This window comes from Pseudoalteromonas sp. P1-30 (genome assembly GCF_001400005.1).
GTDB classification, from domain to species: Bacteria; Pseudomonadota; Gammaproteobacteria; order Enterobacterales; family Alteromonadaceae; genus Pseudoalteromonas; species Pseudoalteromonas atlantica.
On record NZ_LKBC01000016.1, the window covers coordinates 39,336 to 60,441 of the forward strand.

At 41.8% G+C, this 21,106-nt stretch carries 21 protein-coding genes; 7 read left to right on the plus strand and 14 right to left on the minus strand.

The features are described 5' to 3' along the window. Window positions 1–21 precede the first annotated feature (21 nt). The 8 genes from ung to AN395_RS17360 all read right to left on the minus strand — a co-directional run bounded on the left by ung (window position 22) and on the right by AN395_RS17360 (window position 7,737). Window positions 22–684, minus strand: a complete 663-nt coding sequence (ung, locus tag AN395_RS17325; protein WP_054983754.1) for a uracil-DNA glycosylase — start codon at window positions 682–684, stop codon at window positions 22–24. After that, window positions 681–1,541, minus strand: a complete 861-nt coding sequence (locus AN395_RS17330; RefSeq protein ID WP_054983755.1) for a cobalamin-binding protein — start codon at window positions 1,539–1,541, stop codon at window positions 681–683. The genes ung and AN395_RS17330 overlap by 4 nt, the downstream gene beginning before the upstream one ends. Then, window positions 1,541–2,140: a cob(I)yrinic acid a,c-diamide adenosyltransferase gene (cobO, locus tag AN395_RS17335; protein ID WP_004587989.1), complete on the minus strand. Its 600-nt coding sequence runs from the start codon at window positions 2,138–2,140 to the stop codon at window positions 1,541–1,543. The genes AN395_RS17330 and cobO overlap by 1 nt, the downstream gene beginning before the upstream one ends. Beyond that, entirely contained in the window at window positions 2,124–3,614 is a 1,491-nt protein-coding gene (locus AN395_RS17340; RefSeq protein ID WP_054983756.1) for a cobyric acid synthase, read from the minus strand. The genes cobO and AN395_RS17340 overlap by 17 nt, the downstream gene beginning before the upstream one ends. A gap of 5 nt (window positions 3,615–3,619) precedes the next feature. Continuing rightward, window positions 3,620–4,624: an iron ABC transporter permease gene (locus tag AN395_RS17345; protein WP_024031567.1), complete on the minus strand. Its 1,005-nt coding sequence runs from the start codon at window positions 4,622–4,624 to the stop codon at window positions 3,620–3,622. A 4-nt stretch (window positions 4,625–4,628) separates the two neighbouring features. Continuing rightward, window positions 4,629–5,438, minus strand: coding sequence for an ABC transporter ATP-binding protein (locus tag AN395_RS17350; RefSeq protein ID WP_024031566.1), 810 nt, complete (start codon window positions 5,436–5,438; stop codon window positions 4,629–4,631). Window positions 5,439–5,736: 298 nt separating this feature from the next. Next, a complete protein-coding gene (locus AN395_RS17355) occupies window positions 5,737–6,669 on the minus strand; it encodes a porin (protein WP_054983757.1) in 933 nt (310 codons plus the stop codon). Between the two features lie 198 nt (window positions 6,670–6,867). After that, entirely contained in the window at window positions 6,868–7,737 is an 870-nt protein-coding gene (locus AN395_RS17360) for a LysR family transcriptional regulator (RefSeq protein ID WP_004587984.1), read from the minus strand. Window positions 7,738–7,827: 90 nt separating this feature from the next. Here AN395_RS17360 and AN395_RS17365 point away from each other — a divergent pair, with 90 nt between their 5' ends. Both AN395_RS17365 and AN395_RS17370 read left to right on the plus strand, forming a co-directional pair. After that, window positions 7,828–8,202 carry a DUF413 domain-containing protein gene (locus tag AN395_RS17365; protein WP_004587983.1) on the plus strand — a complete coding sequence of 125 codons (375 nt, stop codon included), beginning with the start codon at window positions 7,828–7,830 and terminating at the stop codon, window positions 8,200–8,202. 87 nt (window positions 8,203–8,289) lie between these two features. Continuing rightward, window positions 8,290–9,525, plus strand: coding sequence for a response regulator (locus AN395_RS17370; RefSeq protein WP_054983768.1), 1,236 nt, complete (start codon window positions 8,290–8,292; stop codon window positions 9,523–9,525). Window positions 9,526–9,577: 52 nt separating this feature from the next. Here the strand turns inward: AN395_RS17370 and rarD are convergent, their stop codons facing one another. Then, window positions 9,578–10,495, minus strand: coding sequence for an EamA family transporter RarD (gene rarD, locus AN395_RS17375; protein ID WP_004587981.1), 918 nt, complete (start codon window positions 10,493–10,495; stop codon window positions 9,578–9,580). Between the two features lie 130 nt (window positions 10,496–10,625). Then, window positions 10,626–11,081: a thioesterase family protein gene (locus AN395_RS17380; RefSeq protein ID WP_024031562.1), complete on the minus strand. Its 456-nt coding sequence runs from the start codon at window positions 11,079–11,081 to the stop codon at window positions 10,626–10,628. Between the two features lie 134 nt (window positions 11,082–11,215). Between AN395_RS17380 and recQ the strand changes: the two genes are divergently transcribed. The 4 genes from recQ (at window position 11,216) to AN395_RS17400 (ending at window position 15,830) form a co-directional block, all read left to right on the plus strand. After that, window positions 11,216–13,039: a DNA helicase RecQ gene (gene recQ, locus AN395_RS17385; RefSeq protein WP_054983758.1), complete on the plus strand. Its 1,824-nt coding sequence runs from the start codon at window positions 11,216–11,218 to the stop codon at window positions 13,037–13,039. A gap of 7 nt (window positions 13,040–13,046) precedes the next feature. Beyond that, complete coding sequence (locus AN395_RS17390; protein ID WP_024031560.1) at window positions 13,047–13,331, plus strand: DUF3630 family protein; 285 nt, start codon at window positions 13,047–13,049, stop codon at window positions 13,329–13,331. A gap of 146 nt (window positions 13,332–13,477) precedes the next feature. Then, window positions 13,478–15,187, plus strand: a complete 1,710-nt coding sequence (locus tag AN395_RS17395; RefSeq protein ID WP_024031559.1) for a POTRA domain-containing protein — start codon at window positions 13,478–13,480, stop codon at window positions 15,185–15,187. Between the two features lie 70 nt (window positions 15,188–15,257). Next, on the plus strand, window positions 15,258–15,830 hold the full coding sequence (locus AN395_RS17400) for a mechanosensitive ion channel domain-containing protein (protein ID WP_024031558.1): 573 nt from the start codon (window positions 15,258–15,260) through the stop codon (window positions 15,828–15,830). Between the two features lie 74 nt (window positions 15,831–15,904). Here the strand turns inward: AN395_RS17400 and AN395_RS17405 are convergent, their stop codons facing one another. From AN395_RS17405 to AN395_RS17415, 3 genes are read right to left on the minus strand one after another with little or no spacing between them, the layout of a single operon-like run. After that, window positions 15,905–16,963: a succinylglutamate desuccinylase/aspartoacylase family protein gene (locus AN395_RS17405; RefSeq protein WP_024031557.1), complete on the minus strand. Its 1,059-nt coding sequence runs from the start codon at window positions 16,961–16,963 to the stop codon at window positions 15,905–15,907. Next, complete coding sequence (gene rimK / locus AN395_RS17410; protein WP_004587974.1) at window positions 16,950–17,855, minus strand: 30S ribosomal protein S6--L-glutamate ligase; 906 nt, start codon at window positions 17,853–17,855, stop codon at window positions 16,950–16,952. The genes AN395_RS17405 and rimK overlap by 14 nt, the downstream gene beginning before the upstream one ends. A 10-nt stretch (window positions 17,856–17,865) precedes the next feature. Beyond that, window positions 17,866–18,294, minus strand: a complete 429-nt coding sequence (locus tag AN395_RS17415; RefSeq protein WP_029772373.1) for a RimK/LysX family protein — start codon at window positions 18,292–18,294, stop codon at window positions 17,866–17,868. A 278-nt stretch (window positions 18,295–18,572) separates the two neighbouring features. Between AN395_RS17415 and AN395_RS17420 the strand changes: the two genes are divergently transcribed. Beyond that, complete coding sequence (locus tag AN395_RS17420) at window positions 18,573–19,544, plus strand: zinc transporter ZntB (protein WP_029772374.1); 972 nt, start codon at window positions 18,573–18,575, stop codon at window positions 19,542–19,544. Between the two features lie 54 nt (window positions 19,545–19,598). Here the strand turns inward: AN395_RS17420 and AN395_RS17425 are convergent, their stop codons facing one another. Then, window positions 19,599–20,774: a polysaccharide lyase family 7 protein gene (locus AN395_RS17425; protein WP_004587971.1), complete on the minus strand. Its 1,176-nt coding sequence runs from the start codon at window positions 20,772–20,774 to the stop codon at window positions 19,599–19,601. Between the last annotated feature and the right edge of the window lie 332 nt (window positions 20,775–21,106).

A 21,106-nucleotide genomic window follows, 5' to 3' on the forward strand; every position in this document is an offset into this window, starting at 1 on the left:
AAGCCTTTTTTAATATATCAATTAAACCTGCCAGTTAATGGGCGTATCGCCTTGGGCTTGTAATAACTTATTTGTTTGTGAAAAGTGCTTACAGCCAAAAAAACCACGATGCGCAGAAAGCGGCGATGGGTGCGGCCCTTTTAAAATATGATGGCGAGCGCTGTTAATATTTTTACCTTTTTTTTGCGCATGAGCGCCCCATAAAATAAACACCACTCCTTTGCAGTGTGCATTTATATGGGCTATCACGTTATCGGTAAATTGCTCCCACCCTAAATGCTTATGCGAGTGCGCTTGGCCTTGCTCAACCGTGAGTACTGTATTGAGTAAAAACACGCCCTGCTCTGCCCAGCTTTGTAAGTAGCCATGGTCTGGTATTTCAAAACCGGGAATATCCGTTGCCAATTCTTTGTACATATTTTTTAACGACGGCGGTAACTTTTTAACCTCTGGCAACACAGAAAAACATAAGCCATGGGCTTGGCCTTCTCCGTGATATGGGTCTTGGCCTAAAATAACCACGCGAATATTGTTAAGGGCTGTCGCTTCAAAGGCGCTAAATACTTGCTCTTTGGGTGGGTACACAGCAACACCTTCGACACGGCGTTTTGCTACATAATCTAATGTTTGCTGCATATAAGGTTGCTGTAATTCATATTCTAAAAAGGCTGGCCAATCGCTCATTGTATACTCTTAATTTGTTTGCGTGATGCATCTATTTTATCACACATATTTGCCAGTCCATCTAGCATGCGCGGTGTAAAACGATGTAATAAATCGGCATTTACACGTATAAATTGGTTATGTTTTACAGCGGGGACTTCTGGCCATTTTTGCCAATTAATTTTAGGTTGTGGCTTATCGGCTTGTTCATCAGGAATAATAATAACCTGTGGTTTTTTAATCACCACGTTTTCAATACTTATTTGCGGGTAGTCGGTTGGGCTGTGTGCAAATACATTGCTTACATGACATGTTTCAATAAGCTGGTTTATCCATGTATTTTCACTTACCGTCATCATTGGCTCTGGCCATAATTGATAAAAACCAGTTAATATTTTTTTGCTTTGCTGCTGCTTTTTAATTTTTTTGAGCTTAGTAATAAATGCGTTTGCTACTTGCTTGCTTTGCTCAATACGCCCTGTAAATTTTCCAAAAGCAATCAGCTCGTTTGCAACTTCTTCTATTTTTTTGGGATCACTTAAATGTATTTTTATACCAAGGCGTTTAATTTGTTCTAAATCTTCACTTTGATTACCGCTTTTCCAACCAATCACTAAATCGGGTTTTAGCGCTAATAATTTTTCAAGAGAAATACCATAGTAACCACCAATGCGTTCAATACTTTTAGCTTCATTTGGGTAATCAGCGTAATCAACAGTGCCAACAATATTACTTCCCGCACCTATAGCAAATAGGTTTTCTACTATATGCGGTGCAAGTGCTACAACGCGCAGTTTATCTGGCGCAGCTGTATCACTGGCCACGGCACTGCCCCCAGAACACAATAACAGCAGTGCAGTAAAAAACGCTTTATACATTAGTAATCAAACCCTTCTAGTGCTTTTATACCCGAGTCGAAGGCGTGTTTAACATTGCGCACTTCGCTTACTGTATCGGCAAGGTCTGTTAACGTGCGGTGCGCTGCGCGACCTGTAATAATAACCGATTGCATGGGAGGGCGATTATTTAGCGCGTTTACTACCTCATCTAAATCAATATAACCGTAAGTCACCATGTAGGTAAGCTCATCTAGTAATACTAAATCAATACTGCTATCAGCAAGCATACGCTTTGACTCTTGCCATGTTGCTTGCGCGGCTGCGGTGTCGGCTTCTTTGTTTTGCGTATCCCATGTAAAACCGGTATTCATAACGGCAAATTCAACCCCTGCGCCTTGTAATAAGTTACGCTCTCCACACTCCCATGTGCCTTTAATGAACTGACAAACAGCGGCTTTTTTACCATGCCCTACGCAGCGAGCAACCACACCAAAGCCTGAGGTGGATTTACCTTTACCATTACCCGTAATTACCTGAAATATCCCTTTAACATCTTGCGCAGCAGCCACGCGTGCATCTACCTGCTCTTTTACTTTTTGTTGGCGCTGCTGGTGCTTATCGTTATTTGTATCCGTCATTATTATCTCCTTCATAAATCGATATAATGTGTTGTATGTTCAAATGCGCCTCGCACATAGTGGCTAAGCGCTCAAGTTGTTGCTCGCGGTGCGATACAATACTCACAGGTTGTATGGTTGCATCGCTTTTTACCCACTTTAAAATTTGCAGTGTGGCAGCGGGTTCATCAAACAAGCCGTGTAAATAAGTACCAGCAATGGCATTGTCGTCACTAATAAAGCCATCGTTTTCAAATCCATGAGGGTGCGCGTTAAACGTTAAAAATGGCTTATTAAGTGCTGCGCCTTCACTAATGCCGGCATGAATTTCGTAGCCGCTACACGGTGTTTGCAAATCATTTAACTGCATAGCCGCCGTTACTTTAGTGAGTACTTTTTGGGTGCTAAGTGTGGTTTCAAAATCGCATAGGGCAAGCCCCGTTACTTGCTTTAATGACGACTCGACTCCGTTGGGATCATTTATGGTATACCCCAACATTTGCATACCGCCACACACACCCAATACTTTACCGCCATAACGTATGTGGCGCTTTATTTGCGTATCCCAGCCTTCATTTTTTACAAAACTTAAATCGCCCAGCACGTTTTTACTGCCAGGAATAATAATCAGATCAACCGGTGGGATCGCGTGTGTGTGGCGTACATAATTTATATTAATATTTGGGTGCAGCCGCAATGCATCAAAATCGGTATGGTTACTAATATGCGGCAATAAAAGCACGGCTATATTAATGGTGGCAGTCGTCACCTTATTATCTATTGCTACAGCATCTTCGGCATCAAGTGCTAAATCATGCAAATAAGGCAGCACTCCAAGCACTGGTTTTTTTGTGTAGCGCTCAAGCCAATCTAGCCCACTTTGTAGCAAGCTTATATCGCCTCTAAAGCGGTTTATAACAAAGCCTTTTACGCGCGCTTGCTCGGATTCGCTTAATAACGCAAGTGTGCCCACTAAATGCGCAAACACACCGCCTTTGTCTATATCGGCAATAATAATGACAGGGCAATCTACCGCTTCTGCGTAACCCATATTGGCAATGTCGTTCTCGCGTAGGTTTATTTCTGCGGGGCTGCCTGCGCCCTCAACCAATAATAAATCAAACTGCTTTGCTAGGCGTTTATGCGAGGCAAGCACGGCATCCATCGCAACCTGTTTATAGTTATGATAAGCCCCTGCCTCCATATTACTAATGGCTTTTCCATGTACAATGACTTGTGCTCCCGTATCACTATTGGGTTTGAGCAATATGGGGTTAAAGTCGTTTTGAGGCTCTACTTTAGCGGCTATAGCTTGCAAAGCTTGCGCACGGCCTATTTCGCCCCCCTCTTTTGTAACCGCGCTATTAAGCGCCATATTTTGCGGTTTAAAAGGCGCGACCTTTATACCTCGCTTTACAAAAACTCTGCAAAGCGCAGCGACTAAGGTGCTTTTTCCGGCATCTGAGGTAGTGCCTTGAATCATTAAGGTTTTCATCAGCACTATGCCTTTGTTTTTCTAAAAAAGAGTAAGCTTAAAAAAAATACGCTACCCATGGCTGCTGTGATCACCCCTACAGGGAGCTCTTGGTTTTTAAGTAATGAGCGCGAAAGCACATCGACCCACACCATAAACGTGCCGCCCACTAAACTGGTAATTAGTAAGCCAGCAGTACTGCCCTGAGATATAAAAAAGCGCACTATGTGCGGCACCATTAAACCTACAAAACCAATACCGCCACATAGGGCCACCAGCACGGCCGTTATTAACGAGCTCAATACCAACATTAAAATTCTAAAACGGTGCACACGGACCCCAAGCGTTATCGCGCTTTCATCGCCAAGAAGCAGCGCATTTAACTGCCTTTTAAAGCTCAGCATAAAGCTAATACACACCACTATAACCACGCATGGCAACCATAACGTGGCCCATTGTGCGCGGGCAAAGCTACCTAACGTCCAAAACAAAATACCAGCCACTGCTTGCGGGTCACTCCAATACAGCAATAAACTTGTAAATGCGCTAAATAAAAATGACAGCGCCACCCCCGCTAACAACATAGACTCTACTTGCGTGCTTTTTTGCCGCCCAGCAATAAGTATCAATAAGCCCATTGCTAAAAAGCTCCCTAATAAGGCAGCAGCCGATAACATAAACCCTGCACTAATACCCGCAACAGCCATGAGCAGTACTACCCCAAACGACGCGCCTGACGATATGCCAAATAAATACGGATCAGCGAGCGGGTTACGGGTGACCGTTTGTAAAATAAGCCCTGCAATAGCCAAACCTGCACCCGCCATAAAGGCAAGTAAGGTACGAGGTAACCTAAGCTCATAAATAATACGCGCGTTAAACGAGCCCTCTCCTGCAGATAAAACCCCTGTGAGCACATCACTTAACGGCGTATCTGCGGCGCCAAAACTCAGTGCGCTAAAAAGGCTGCTCAGTGCAATTAACACGGCTGCTATAAATATTGTCCACTGGTTTATTTTTGTTATATCCATTTAATTAATAGCCATAAAAGTAAGTAATATGAGGAATAGTTTGGCCATTTTCTGTGCGTTGAGGGTGGCTAGTTACGCGCGCACATACCCCAAAAACATCCGCTAGCATGTCCTCACTAAGTACCTGCGCAGGCGAGCCTGTATGTGTTATTTTACCTTTATTAATAACCACCAGCTCATCGCACATAGCGGCTGCTAAATTTAAATCATGAAATGAGGCAAACACAGTAACCCCTAGCGATTTTGCCAATTCCATCACTTGTATTTGGTATTTAACATCTAAATGGCTGGTTGGCTCATCCATGATGAGCAATTGCGGTTGCTGCACTATAGCTCGGGCAATCAATGCACGTTGCTTTTCGCCCCCCGAAAGCGATTCAAAATTTTGCTTACACTGTTGCTCAAGCCCTACGGTTTTTATTGCCTGTGTAATTTTTTGTTTGTCGCTGTGGGTGGTGGCGCTAAATAAAGATTTATGAGGTGTAAGCCCAAGGGCAACCACATCAAATAATGTTAGGTTAAATTGCGCGGGCGTTTCTTGTAGAACTACAGCAACATATTTTGCGTAGTCTTCACTTTTAAGCTGCCAAATATCCTGCTGATTAAAGGTAACGTTACCAGCGGTGGGTTTATTAAAGCGATACAAACAGCGCAGTAAGCTCGACTTACCCGCCCCATTTGGGCCAATTAACCCAATAAACTTACCCTTAGCTATGTGTAAATTAATATTGTTTAAAATGGCGTGATCATCGACTTCCCACGACACATTTTGAACGTTTAATAAGGGTGTATTTGGCGCTAATGTAGTTTGCAAAAGTGAGTCCTTGGAAAGCGTGCACTCACTAACACACAGCTAAAAGACTAGTGCATCAATAAAAATGAGTTTACCCGCTCGTTAAAAAAGTATACCAATCTAGAATTTCTCATGCTGATTGATATGTCTCATTTGTATCTGACTTGAAGCGTGGTGCTAATTACAGTTACGGGAATAGTTGAGGAATTTCACCCCATTCCAAATGAGGGTCTATTATGGGCGGGTAAGTAAATAATTTAAAGCAAAAAAAACCGCGCTCATTAGAGCGCGGTCAATAAAGGGAGTGTTTAAGCAACGCTTAAAACTTGTATTCCATACCTAGGCCAACGTAGTCTTGGTCAACATTGTTGTCCATATCAAAGCTTGAGTAAAAACCAAATACTTTAATGTTTTTATTAAACTTATGATCAACACCTACAGAAACTGCCGTTTTGTCGTCGCTGTCATCAAAGTCCATTGCTTGGTATTGCACTTTAAACGTGTTTTTACCCATGCTGTAGGCTGCGTTTAATAAATAGCCGTCAGCTTCTGCGCTACCGTCTACTTTTTCTTGAGTTTGGTACATAGCGCCTAATTTAAAGCTCTCTACTTTACCTTGAATTGACGCACGCACTACATCGTAGCCATTTACTTCGCTATCGGCTGCAACCGAGGCGTATACCGCACTCTTTTTAAGTGCAGAGTCACCGTAGGTAACCGCCATTGAATAACCGTTATCTGCATCTACGTCATCTTCGGCAATAAATGTAGCAAGTACTTTAAAGCCTTCGTAGCTTTTAGATGTATAAGTGATTGAATCACCTAGGCGGTTTTCACCTTTAAAGACATTTTTAATATCGCCTTCAAGGTCATTAAATAAATCTAACTTACCTTGCGATTGTTTAAGCGCTGTATCGTTACGACCCACAACAACTTGACCATATGCACCTTTTAAACCTACATACTGGTTACGTGCAGAAATATTGTCGTCGTTATCACCTTTAGAGTCAGCATCAGATACATCAACTTGAAACTCAAACTTATAAACCGCTTCTAATCCATCAGTAATCTTTTCAGACCCTTTTAGTCCAAAGCGAGATGCATTACTTTTAATTTCAGTGAAAGACCCTTCGCCATCATCAGACGATTGCACAGTAACATTCGCTTTACCGTATACATCAACGTCTGCAAACGCGCTAAAAGATAAACCACTTACTAGTGCAACACATAAGCTCGATTTTACAAAATTCATGTTATTTCCTCGATAATCACAAGACTAATTTTTAAAACAGCTGCAGTTTGTCACCGTTAAATGACAGATATATTACAAAGGAAACATTTTTGTCTTTTTATTTTAATAAAAGTGTCTAAATTCTGAAAACAAACCGACATGAATATTTAATAAACAAAATTGTACCTATTCAACCTCATTAAAAATCATAGTCGGTATTTAGTGTTCATCAACAGGCTGATAAGCATTTATTTTAGGTAATAAGTTAATCAGGGTTTCTATTAGCTCTTTTTGTTCGTTGTCTCTGTGGTAGGCCACAAAAATATCACGCGAAGTATGTTCTACATCTTTTACATGAAACAGCTCACCCTTTTCTAGGTGAGATTCAACAAGTACCTCGGGGATAAACGCACTGCCGCCACACTGAAGAATTAAATCAAGGGCAATACGCCCCGTACTGGTTCTAAAATAAGGCGGCGTTTTACCGGTAAATTGGCGCGCATGCCATAGCGAAAACGTAGTGCCCCAATCAACATATACATATTGGTTATCAAAAAAGTTCTCGTTAGTGGCCGTGTCATAGCCACTAACCGGAATAATTGGCAGCTCGCAAATTCGCTCTACCACAAGCTCGTCTACTTTAGGGGGGTCAAATAAAATGGCTAAATCAAGCGTACGCTCTAATAATAACCGCGTGCTTTCTTGTTGGGCTTTAACCTCTGCGACCAACGACACCCCAGGCATAGCCGACACAATATTAGTAATGCCAAATTGTAAAAACGCATCCCATATATTAGGCGTACCCGCTAAACTTATTTGCTTGTGCATGTTATCGGCAAGTGCCACATCGACTTTGGCACGCTGCATGCCGGTGATGATCATTTTAGCGTGCGGAAGCAATCGCTCTCCTGGCGCCGTTAATTGAATATTGTTACGCTGGCGAATAAACAAGTTTACACCCAATCCCTGCTCTAACTGGCGAATTCGAAAGCTTACTGCCGATTGAGTGATATACAGGTTTTCAGCCGCTTTACCAAAGTGACGCGTGCGCACAACCTCTACAAATGTTTTTAATAAATCTATATCCAATTTTTTATCCTCACGATAAAAATAACTTGTTTAATAAATTGTCAAACTTGCATCATACTCCAGCAATAAACAGGGTATGAGGATACAGTTATGAGCAACGATATTTCACTACTTCGCCAAGCGTTTGTTAGCCAACGTCAATTTTATGATGATCAAAACTTTCCTCGCGGGTTTAGCCGCAGCGGAAACTTCACCTTATTAGAAGCCAGCATATTAGAGCAACACGGCGTTGTACTAAAAGGCCTTTATAATAAAACTTTAGCACCCCAAAATACGCTACAAGAGCAATTTGTTGACGTAGTTTGTGGCAGTAAAGAACCTACAAACCCAATCGAAAAAGCCTGGGTTAAATATTTAAAACTAACAACCTGTAAAACCAAGTTTCATACACTTTTTGGCCGTTCAAAAATGTCAGGGCCGGTACCAATAAGCCAAGACGATTATAGCGAATCAGATAGCGTATAAGCCTCTAAGATATTTGCTTTTTTGCGTTTTAACAGTTACAACTTGTATAAGCAAATACTTTTGCAAAATATCAAACAAGGTTGTTACGTGACGCGAAAAATACTCATAGTTGAAGATACGCCTACTATAGCGCGTGTGCAAAAGCATATCGCGCTTAAAGCAGGTTACGAAGTAGATATAGCCGAATCTTTAGCGGCAACAAAAGAGCTAATAAAACACAATAGCTACTTTTGCGCTGTTGTTGATTTTATCCTTCCCGATGCTCCTGCGGGTGAGGCGGTTCCGTATACTATTAATGCCGACATTCCCACCATCGTAATGACAGGCAATATAGATAAACAAACTCGCGACACGGTAGAAAAATACCCAATAATTGATTACATAATCAAAGAAAACAAACAAGCTTACCAATACCTAGAAAAACAACTAAGCCGTTTACCACGTAACGAGAACGTAAAAGTGTTGGTCGTCGACGACTCAACCTCTACCCGTAGATACATTTGTAGTTTACTAAAGCGCCATAAGTATCAAATACTCGAAGCTAAGGACGGCAAAGACGCGCTAGAAGTACTTGAAAGCCAAAAAGACGTGTCTGTTATTATTACCGATAACGAAATGCCAAACATGAATGGTGATGAGCTATGCGCCGAAATTCGCCGGCTTTACAGTAATGATGAAAAAGCCATTATCGGTATTTCAGGTGCTGACTCGTCAGCATTATCGAGCCTATTTTTAAAAAATGGTGCCAACGACTACCTCCATAAACCCTTTAACAGCGAAGAGTTTTACTGCCGACTAAGTCAAAACGTCGACATGCTTGAGCAAATAGCAACAATTAAACGCCAAGCAAATACTGACTACTTAACAAACCTGCCTAATCGACGCTACTTTTTTGAAGAGTCGAGCAAGTCTCTCAAGTATTTAAAAAAATCGAATCAAGATGGCGCACTCGCCATGCTTGATATAGACCATTTTAAATCGATTAACGATACATACGGTCACGATTCAGGCGATGAGGTTCTCAAAGGGTTGGCGGTGTGTTTTAAAAAGTACTTTGAAAAGCAGCTAGTCGCTCGTTTAGGCGGTGAAGAATTTGCCGTTTACTTTACTGATGCAACCACAGCGCAAGCGCTAAAACGCCTTGAAGGGTTTAGGCAATTTATAGAGCTTAATAGCCAAGAGTTTAGCCAAGAAAAAATTAAATTTACAATTTCTATTGGTTTTGCAAGCGGCCCTATTTATCAAATAGATGAGTTACTTAAACAGGCCGATTTAAAGCTGTATGATGCAAAAGAAACCGGCCGTAATAAAGTAATAAGCTAAACCTTAACGCTGCTTTATAGCAACTTGCTTAAACTATTATTGCGCATAGGTATTAAACTTCGGCGGCGGTTACAGCCGCTTTTTTACGCTTACGCGATTGATGATAAGAGTCCCAGGTAAATATAGCCAGCGCACTCCAAATACAGGCAAACGTAATCACCCGCTCTGCATCAAATACTTCATCGTAAAACACCACAGCAAGCATAAACATTAAACTTGGTCCTATGTACTGAAAAAAGCCCAATGTTGTGTACTGCAAACGCTTGGCCGCTCCGGTAAAGCAAAGCAGCGGCAACGTAGTAATAATACCGGCACTAATTAACAGCGCATTGGTATGCCAATCGTTTAGGGCTAAGTCGGAAGTAGGTGTTGGTGCCATTACCCACCAGTAAATTAATGCAACCGGCAGTAAAATTAGGGCCTCGAGTAAAATGCCTGGCAGCGCTTCAACAGGCAACTTTTTACGCAGTAAGCCATAAATAGCAAAAGACGTGGCAAGCGAAAACGCCACCACCGGAAACGAGCCAAAACTGACCAATTGCAATACTACGCCCGCAAAGGCTAAAAACACTGCAAACCCTTGTAACTTTCGCAGCCGCTCGCCTAAAAATAGCATACCCAACAGCACATTAAGTAATGGGTTTATGTAATACCCTAAACTGGCATCGAGCATATGGTTATTATTAACCGCCCAAATAAATAACCCCCAATTAAAGCCTAATATAGAAGAGGTAAGTACTAACATTAAAATAATTTTTGGCTGGGCAACTATGCGCTTAACCTTATCCCAGTATTTAAGCACACTGACCACAAGCACTAAAAAAACCACAGACCAGACAACACGGTGAGTTAAAATTTCAAAAGCAGAAACATGCTGTATTTGTTTGAAATAAATAGGCGCTAAGCCCCACATTAAAAAAGCTAAACAGGCAAAAATACCGCCTTTACGCTGCTCGTTTGCAATCGACATACATACTACTTATTCATACTAAAAGACCGACAGTTTATACCAATTCGCGCTATTAAGTGATTTATTTTGCGGTAACTAAAGCTCAGCGCAAGGCAAAGCTTTTTATTTTAGCCGTACGTAATTAGCAGCTTTAACCTACTAAATACGTACCTGTACCAAAGGCGATTTGGATTGCCTTTTCATTGTGTAGCTCCATTCTACATACACACACTTTATTACCAGAGCGGATCAAAGTAGCACTGGCTGTAAATGCTTCCCCTTTGCCAGGGCGCAAATAATCTGTGCGCAAATCAATAGTGCCTAAGGTAGCCAGCTTTTGCTGTACGCTAGGGATATCAAGGTCGGTTAATTTATCAATAACACTGGCTGCTGCAAGCATGCCGCCCACATTATCGAGCACCGCCGATATAATACCGCCATGAAGAATTTTTTGTGCAGGATTGCCTATAAATACATCCTGCCAGGGAAAGGTAATTTTAGCTTGCTCAGGGCTGAGCGACTCTACCGAGATATTTAAAAACTGATTAAATGGCATGCCATTTACAAACAGTGCGCCAACTTGTTCAATTAACATTTCTTTATTCATTATTATTCTCTATGTTTAAATTAACACTGGTACGATGAGTTAAGCATACCTGAAGCAAAACCACGAGGCACTAATTAAATCATTTACCTCTAAGCTAAAGACATCCTATAAAAAAACCACTAAAATAGCCGCCGATGAATACTCTAACCCCTACACCTAGCACATTGGTCCGCAAGCCCGACACGGTTCTTAAACAAGTGTTTGGCTACAGCGAGTTTCGTGATGGCCAAAAAGCGGTGATCGACGCGGCCATTAATGGCCAAGACTCTTTGGTACTACTGCCTACAGGCGGCGGTAAATCAGTGTGTTACCAAGTACCAGCGTTAGTGCTTGAAGGGGTTACTGTGGTAATTTCACCGCTTATCTCGCTCATGCAAGACCAAGTAACGCAACTGCAAGCATTAGGTGTTAAAGCCGCTTACATTAATAATAGCCTGGCTCGCGAAGAGCAACAATTGGTGTACCAACAATTGCACCAAGGGCTAATAAAATTACTGTATGTTGCCCCTGAAAAAGTGCTTCAGCATGAATTTACCGAGCGACTCAGCCATTTAAATATTAGCTTATTTGCAATTGACGAAGCACATTGTGTATCGCATTGGGGGCATGACTTTAGACCTCATTACTTTAGATTAAATGAGCTTAAGCAGCGCTTTTCCCATGTACCTATGATGGCACTGACCGCCACGGCCGATAAAGCGACCCGTTTTGATATAGTTGAGCAATTAAAATTACAACAGCCCTATATACATACCGGCAGCTTCGACAGACCGAATATTCGTTACACCATCGAAGAAAAGTTCAAGCCAATGGCGCAACTACTGCGCTATTTAAAAGAGCAAAAAAATCAAAGTGGCATTATTTACTGCACTAGCCGTAAACGCGTTGATGACATTGCCGAAAAACTCGCGGATGCAGGTTTAAATGCCGCCGCGTACCATGCCGGCATGAGCAACGAGCAACGCCAATTTGTGCAAACCGGATTTGCCCGCGATGATATTCAAATAGTCGTTGCGACCGTTGCCTTTGGTATGGGCATAAATAAACCAAATGTGCGTTTTGTTCTGCATTACGATATTCCAAAAAGTATTGAAGCCTACTATCAAGAAACCGGCCGCGCTGGGCGTGATGGTTTAGCCGCAGAAGCCATTATGTATTTTGATCCCGCCGATATAGGCCGCGTTAGGCGCTTTTTTGAAGACATAGACGATGAACAACGCCGCCGCGTAGAAGAACAACGCTTTAATGCCATGGCCAGTTTTGCCGAGGCGCAAACATGCCGCCGGCAAATACTATTAAACTACTTTAGCGAGTATAAACGCGAGCAATGTGGTAACTGCGATATTTGCATTAACCCACCAAAAAGCTTTGATGGCACATTAGTAGCGCAACAAGCGCTTTCGTGTGTGTATCGAGCTGGGCAGCGTTTTGGCTTAGGCTATATTGTAGAATTATTACGCGGGGCTAATACCAGCCGCATACGCGACAACAACCACCACGAACTCAGCACCTATGGCATAGGCAAAGACAAAAGCAGTGAATTTTGGCTCAGTATATTACGCCAACTTATACACCAAGGCTTGTTAAGCCAAGATATTACCCAAGGTGCCTCGCTGCGCTTAACCGAAGCAGCACGCGCTGTACTTAAAAGTGAATACGCTCTACAGCTTGCCGAGCCGCGCTTACAAGCTAAGCACGTATACCAAGATAAACTGGCGCAGTTTAACTACGACAAAAAACTATTTGCCCGCTTACGGGCTCTGCGTAAAGAACTCGCTGATGCCGATGATGTACCGCCGTACGTTGTATTTAACGATAAAACCTTAGCCGAAATGGCGCAATTAATGCCCACCAACGACAGCGAATTTTTAAAGGTATCGGGCGTTGGCTTTACCAAACTCAATAAATATGGCGGCGAATTTTTAACGGCCATTCGTAATTACCTTGCTAGCAATTAAGTAAACTATGACCCAAATTGAATACAATCACGCCCATAAATGCATTGTTATAAGCCCGGTAGAAGCCCCACACGATGAAGACTTTGAGCTGTGGAGCACACTGTTTTTACACGCCGATGAAATAACAATTATTGACTACGCAGTGGGTGCTGACCGTCATCAATTGCGCTTTAGCTATCAACAGCAAACCTTTAATTTAAATTTTGAACACTACAGCGAAAGTATTTGGATTAATGGCGAAGGCCAAGAAGCCGAGCATTTATTAGCAGCCCTTGCTTTTTACTTAAGCTAAAACACTTCGCATATGCACTAATTAACAAAGGTGCGTAACGGTAACAATTAATTAGTTTCAAAATCCATACCTTTTACTTACATTGTAATAACAATGATGTAAGCTGATATTACGACTCATATTTGCAGTAGTATTGAAGAGGTTGAATGGTGAATAGAAAATGGATTGCACACTGTTGTATAAGCTTAGCCCTTGTAAGCTTTAGTGCGCCTAAAGCCTTTGCACAACAACCACCCAATAAAACTAACACCTGCTCCGCTGTGCAAACTCACTCAGACAAAAGCAATAATTTACGCCGTGAGGTTGAAGATAAAACCACACTGATTAATAGTCGCAGCGACGCCCAAATAACCTCAATTACCCTTAAACAACTTAACGTTTTTAATACCGAGTTGGAGGAGGAAAATAACGCGCTTTTTCGTTTTGCCAACCGCGCGCATATTCAAACCGAGCCAGACGTTATTAGTAATATTCTGTTATTTAAACAAGGCGATAATTACAATGCCAGAAAGCTCGCTGAGTCAGAGCGTTTATTACGCCAACAAAACTATTTATATGATGCGCAAATAAGCGCGGTTGAAAACTGCGACGGCAACGTAGATGTAACGGTGGTAACTCGCGATTTATGGACCTTACTACCCGAAATAAGCTTTAGTCGCAGCGGTGGCGAAAATAAATCGAGTATTGGCTTTCGCGAATCAAATTTACTGGGTTGGGGCAAGCGTTTATCGTTTTCACGCACTACCGACAGCGATCGTAATGGTTATTTATTTGTTTATGACGATCCTAATATATTATCTAGCCGGTATCGCGGGCGCTTAGAGTATGCCGACAACAGTGACGGAAAACGCCACTTATTAGAGCTAACCTATCCGTTTTACGCCATAGATACACCTTATAGCTATGGTATTAAAAGCTTTTCTGAACAGCGAGAAGAGTCGTTGTATCGCCGTGGTGATGAATACAGTGAGTTTGATCAAACAACCGATTTTTTTAGCGCTTTTTTAGGCCACTCTAAAGCATTATCTGATAGCTGGACACAGCGCTTAACGCTTGGCTATGTAAACCAAAAAGACAGCTTTGCAGAAATAGAAACAACCTTTGCTCCCTTGGCCAAAAACAGACAACTGAGTTACCCCTATGTGAGTGGTCATTGGTTTGAAGACAGTTATATAAAAGTGCGTAATTTTGACAGTATTTCGCGCACCGAAGATTTAAATTTAGGGTGGAATATTAAAGCCCTATTAGGCTACTCAGATGAATCTCTAAGTAATGATGACAGCAGAGCCGTATATTCGTTAAAAGCTAAAAAAGCACACTTTACTACCGACAGAACGCTGTGGCGTTTTAGTGCTCAAGTGGATGGTTATTGGAATAAAGAGCAAAAACAACTAGAAAACTTTTTAGCCACCAGCGAAGTGCAGTACTACTTAAATACCAGCGAAAACCAATCTTGGTTTGTTAAAGCCCGTGCCCAGTATGCTAAAAACCTAACCGCCGATAAGCAGCTAACACTTGGCGGCGAAACGGGCCTTCGCGGCTATCCTATGGATTACCAGCATGGCGACCGAAGCTTTTTAGTCAGCTTAGAAAAACGCTATTACTGGGAATACGATTTACTGCAGCTATTTAAAGTCGGTGCAGCGGGCTTTGTTGATGTTGGCCGCGCTTGGTTTAACGATGAAGACAACGGCGAGAACGATCATGTTTTAAAAAATGTTGGTGTGGGTTTGCGTTTAGCACCTAGCAGAGCAAACTCTGGCACCATGATCCACCTTGATATTGCCGCCCCGCTTGATAGCTACGACGATGTTGATTCGGTGCAGTGGCTCGTAAGTGTTAAAAACACCTTTTAAATAGCGAGCAATAAACGAAAGCGTTACACTAGCGCTTTAAATTTTCCTAAAAACAGTACGGGATCACACTTTGGAATTGTTTGCGCTTTTAGAGCTAATGGGTACGCAATATAAATTGATTGTTACCCTTATGGCCATTTTACTTTTTCCTCTTTTATTAAAAGTCACTAAAAAGTTGCTCGAAAAAACCATAAAAGGAAAAGTAGATGTTCATCGTAAATTTAGAGCTGAGCTGTTATTAAAAATAATACTCGCGTTTGTAGTGCTGTGCTTAGTGCTTATATTTTGGGGTATAGAGCTGCGCGGGCTATTAGTTTTGGGCTCATCATTATTTGCTATGCTCGGGGTCGCTTTATTTGCCGCTTGGTCGCTGCTTAGTAACCTTACCGCTTTTTTACTCATGTTTATTCAAAATGGTTTTCATGTGGGAAATTGGGTGCGTATTGTTGATGGCGCAAACCATATAGAAGGGCGCATTGTCGAATTAGGTTTAATGAACGTGCTACTTGAGCATGTGGATGGGCACCGAGTTGTTTACCCTAATAACCTGTTTGTGACACGCCCGGTTATGGTATTAAATAAAGAACCTAAGCCTACAAAGGCACCGGTAATAAAACGGATTATTGGCCCTAAAAAGACATAGTTTTAAAAGTCATATCCGCAAAAAAGCCGCAGTAAGGCAAACCTCACTGCGGCTTTTTACTAGCTAACATAATGCTAATTATTTAGCTCAGCTGTTTTAAGCTCTTCATCTAAATCATTTATTTCGTCAATAAAATGCTCTAACTGCTGCTCTACTAAGCTGTTATCATTTGCAAAGTAAGCAAGGTGGAATACCGCATCCCCTTCGTTTACTAGTGGCATAGTTTGCTGGCCTATCACAATACCGCCCTTAGGCGCTAAAAGCTCAAGCTCGGCATCACCTAATGGGCTACTTATGTACGCCAGCACTTGGCCTTTTTCTACGTGTTCACCTAGCGATACTTGCGCACGCACAATGCCATCTACCTCAGCGCGTATCCAACTTGTAGACCCTGCAATAATAGGATCGGGCAGTTTTTTAGGACGCTTGCCGCGGATCATTTTTAAATGCCGCATCACATAATCCACACCCTGCACACCTGCTGCAATGGCAATAGGGTCAAAGCGTAAGGCTTCACCGGCTTCGTAAGTAATAACCGGTATACCTAAATTAGCGGCTTCACTACGTAATGAGCCATTACGAAGGGATGCATTTATAACCGCTGGCGTACCGAATGCTTTAGCCATATCAGCGGTTGCTTCATCATCTAAGTTAGCGCGTATTTGCGGCAAGTTAGTTCGGTGAATAGCCCCCGTATGTAGATCAATAATGTGGGTACAATGTACCGCCACCTGATTAAAAAACATATGTGCCATACGCCCCGCTAGCGATCCACGCTCAGAGCCCGGAAAGCTGCGGTTCATATCACGTCTATCGGGTAAATAACGTGATTTATGAATAAAGCCAAACACATTAACAATCGGCACAGCAATTATGGTTCCGCGCAGTTGGCTTGCATCTATTTTAGAGAGCAGCTGGCGAACAACTTCTACACCATTTAGCTCATCACCATGAATAGCGGCACACACCATCAGCACTGGGCCTTCCATTACACCATTAACCACCTCAATAGGAATATTAAGCGGTGAATGGGTGTAAAGTTTAGCAGCCTCTAAGGCAAGGGTTTTACGCTCGCCCACGCCTACACTTTCACCTAATAAGGTAAAAGGACGATTAATTTTAACCTTTGCCACGGGTTGCGGTTCCTTTAATAGCTGCATTTTTTTCGATGAAATCAATCACCATACCGGCAATATCTTTACCTGTTGCTACTTCAATACCCTCAAGGCCTGGAGAAGAGTTTACTTCCATTACCAACGGCCCACGAGATGAGCGAAGTAAATCAACGCCCGCTACATTTAAGCCCATTGCTTTTGCTGCAGCAACGGCGGTTTTACGCTCTTCTGGGGTAATGCGTACCAATGTAGCGCTACCACCACGGTGAAGGTTTGAGCGAAACTCGCCTTCTTGCGCTTGGCGCTTCATGGCCGCTATTACTTTATCGCCAAGTACAAAACAACGAATGTCGGCTCCGCCGGCTTCTTTAATGTATTCTTGAACCATAATATTGGCTTTTAAACCCATAAATGCTTCAATAACACTTTCAGCCGCTTTACGTGTTTCAGCAAGTACAACACCAATGCCTTGTGTGCCTTCAAGTAATTTAATAACAACCGGAGCACCGCCTACCATTTCTAGTAAATCTTTAACGTCATCTGGTTTGCTGGCAAAACCGGTTACCGGCATGCCTACCCCTTTACGTGATAACAGCTGAAGTGAGCGTAATTTATCGCGCGAACGAGAAATAGCCACCGATTCGTTAACAGGATAAACCCCCATCATTTCGAACTGACGTAAAACAGAGCAACCATAAAATGTCACCGATGCACCAATACGCGGAACAATGGCGTCAAAATCTTTTAAATTTTCACCACGGTAGTGAATTTCTGGCTGTTCTGAGTTTATATTCATATAGCAACGAAGCGCATCAATCACCTTTACCTCATGACCGCGTGCCTCTGCCGCTTCAATTAAGCGGCGCGTTGAATACAAATTTCTGTTGCGAGATAAAATACCAATTTTCATAGTTAAAACCTTAACTATCTAATAAATGAGATAAAGCCGGATCAACGACTATACGATTTTCCATGGCTGTACGCCCTAGTAACATTCTAAACTTCATTGTTGCTCTACTCGTTAAAGTAACTTCTATTGGCCAGCTGTGCTGCCCTGCATGCAATGTTGTTTCTATAAAGTAGCGTAACTCTTTTTGCCCACTTGAGCTGGTTACCGCCTTAATTTTTTTAACCTTTGCAGTGCACGCAACCTGAGTGTGTTCGTCATCTTGCAATGGTTGGACTATAAATTTTACCCACTTTTCTTCGCCTTCTTCGTACTCTTCAATGTTAATTGCATGAATACATGAAGTGCGGGCGCCAGTATCAACTTTTGCTTTTATCTTTTCGATGCCAAGCTCGGGTAAACTTAACCACTCACGCCAACCAACAGTTAACTTTGCTGTCATAAATGTGCCCTTAATAAAAAAGTGACTTATACGCTACGGCGCAAAAAACACCAGCGAAATAAATTTATCTAGTCGATGAGTAAATTAAATTGATCTTTTATAGGAACTAATCACACAATGCGCGCCTTGCTGTTTAGTGCCTTATTTAGCGATTCAAGCCTGCATATAGGTTTTACCTTAAGGCTAACTAATTAAAAGTTAAGGTAAGTTTGTAAAGCACTATGCAGATACACTATAGTTAACTGTATTAAAAATACACTATTATATGAGTTTAAAATATGATTAATGGTTTACTGCATGCACTGGTGCTTGATGAAAAAGGCGGCGCGCACGCCATAGAAAACACCCGCGATTTAAATAACTGGCACCCTAGCCAAGGTAAACTGTGGATACATATGGACTACAGCCAAAGCGAGGCAGTAACGTGGCTTAAAAGCCAGGCTCACCTTACCGACTTTGAGCTTGATTCGCTTATTGCTGATGAAACTCGCCCTCGCTTAACACCTAGTACCAATGGCCATATGCTGTTTTTGCGTGGTGTAAATTTAAACCCAGCGCAAAGCCCTGAGGACATGGTGTCAATTCGTTTATTTATTAGCGAATCTGTGGTTATCACAACGCGCAAACGTCGCTTACTTTCGATTCAAGATATATTAGCAGAGCTTAATGCTGGCCACGGCCCATGCTCAATATCAGAGTTGGTCGGCTCTATTACGCAAAAACTGACATCACGCATGCAAAGTGTCATTGATACGCTTGATGAAACCCTTGATGAATTTGAAGAAGAAATAGACGAGCCAAGTAAAAAGTTTGATAACCAAGGTTTATCTCAACTGCGCCGTCAAACTATTGCCTTAAAGCGTTACTTAAAACCGCAAAAGGAAGCGTTAAGTTTAATGGTAAATAACCATTACCCCTGGCTTTTAGATGAAGATAAAGCAAAGCTAAACGAAACCACTAACTTACTTATTCGTTATTTAGAAGAGCTAGATAGCGCCATAGAGCGTGCGCAAATTATTCAGCAAACCATTACTAACCAGGTGTCTGAGCAATTAAATCAACGCATGTATGTAATGTCAGTTGTGGCTGCGCTTTTTTTACCACTGGGCTTTTTAACGGGCCTTTTAGGGGTAAATGTAGGTGGCATACCTGGCACCGAAAACCCTTATGCATTTAGTGCATTTGTGATTTTTTTAATTGTGCTTACTGGCGGTATTGGCGTGTACTTTAAAAATAAAAAATGGTTATAAAATAAAGTTTTTTTATTATGGCCACTCAATTGAGTGGCCATAATAAGTCACTAATTAATTAGTTTCGCGCGTATAACTCACATTGGTCATCGTCACTTTTGACTCTGTAATGCCTAAATCCTCAAAACAGTTTTTAAACGAGTTAGAGTTTCCGGCCTCACCACATTTATCTAATGTGTATGGGTCTTGCGATTGCAGGTAGTTACCAAACTTAAAGTATGACTGCGAATCATCCTCTACTGGTATACCGAACGAGTTACCGAATGCCGTAACCTCTACATCGCCGTAGTTATTAACTACCCGCAAGTTAAATGTCTCACCGCTGGTCATTGTACCCAAAGCAAATTTTTCTTCATTACCGCTGGTATTACGTAAACGTACGTACACATCAAAAATTCCGTTGTTCGCTACGCTATCATTAAAGCCCGATTCATCAGTATCCGACACATACACTTTAGATATAGTGCCGGTATCACTAGCATGGTGCTGCGATATAATTGTTTTTCCGCCATCAGACATCTCAACTTTTACCGTAGCTTCGAACACTTCATAGGTTTGAGTCATAGCAACGCGTAAACTTTCTTTAACCTTATACTCATGACGCCAGCCATTACCATTAGGCGTAATATGTTGTGCCTCTAACGGCACAAACACTAAGGTGCTATCGTCAACGAGAGGATTTGGGTTATCCCCTTCTAAATCAAAAATGCTACCACTGGTTATGCTGCTAGGAATTGTTGAACCATTTGAGTTATCGCTGCCGCCATCTGAGCCACCATCATTACTGCCGCTGCCCTCAACCAAGGCAAAATTATCAAACCTTACATCGCTGGTGTTGTTGTAATGTTTAGCAAAAACCTGAAGTGAATTGGTGTTTGCTGAGGTAAATGTTTTTGTTACTTTAGTCCACGAAGAAACATTAAAGGTTTGGTTTTTAAATAAACCATTTAAATCGTTTACACCAATTTGCCCTTTACCCAGCACATAAGCACTTAGGGTGTATTCAGTGTTAGGCTGTATATCTACCACTTGATAAACCCGTGCTGGACTGCCCTGAATTTTTAACGATTTTGAGCCACTGTAAGCATCTGAAGAAATAGCGGCTGGGTCGGTTTCGTTCCAATTACTAAAGCCACTTTCAAAGCCTGCATTATTAATTGTTGCAGCATGAGATAGCGCTGAACTTGTCGCAATTGCGCTGTAAAAAAACAGTTTTTTATGGTTAATCATTATCTTTATTCCTTTAAACCTGAATATAAAAATAACCTAACTACCTAGTTTTGTGTCAGTCACTAAAACTTAGATCACCCTGTGTAAACAGGTTTCTATTTTTGTGTATGAATAGATTTGGCAAGAAAACCCAGGTTACAAAAATCAATCTAAAACCCTTAAATTGGCCTTACCAATATTAATGCCATATGGCGAGCTAAAGGCTATATTTTTTGTTACCAATATGTCAACAGAGGATGTAATAGCAAATAAGTATTAGTTTTATTAAATATTGCATTTACAACTTGTAAATAGTTATAACTATTCAACAAGTTATATATTAGGGACAGGTT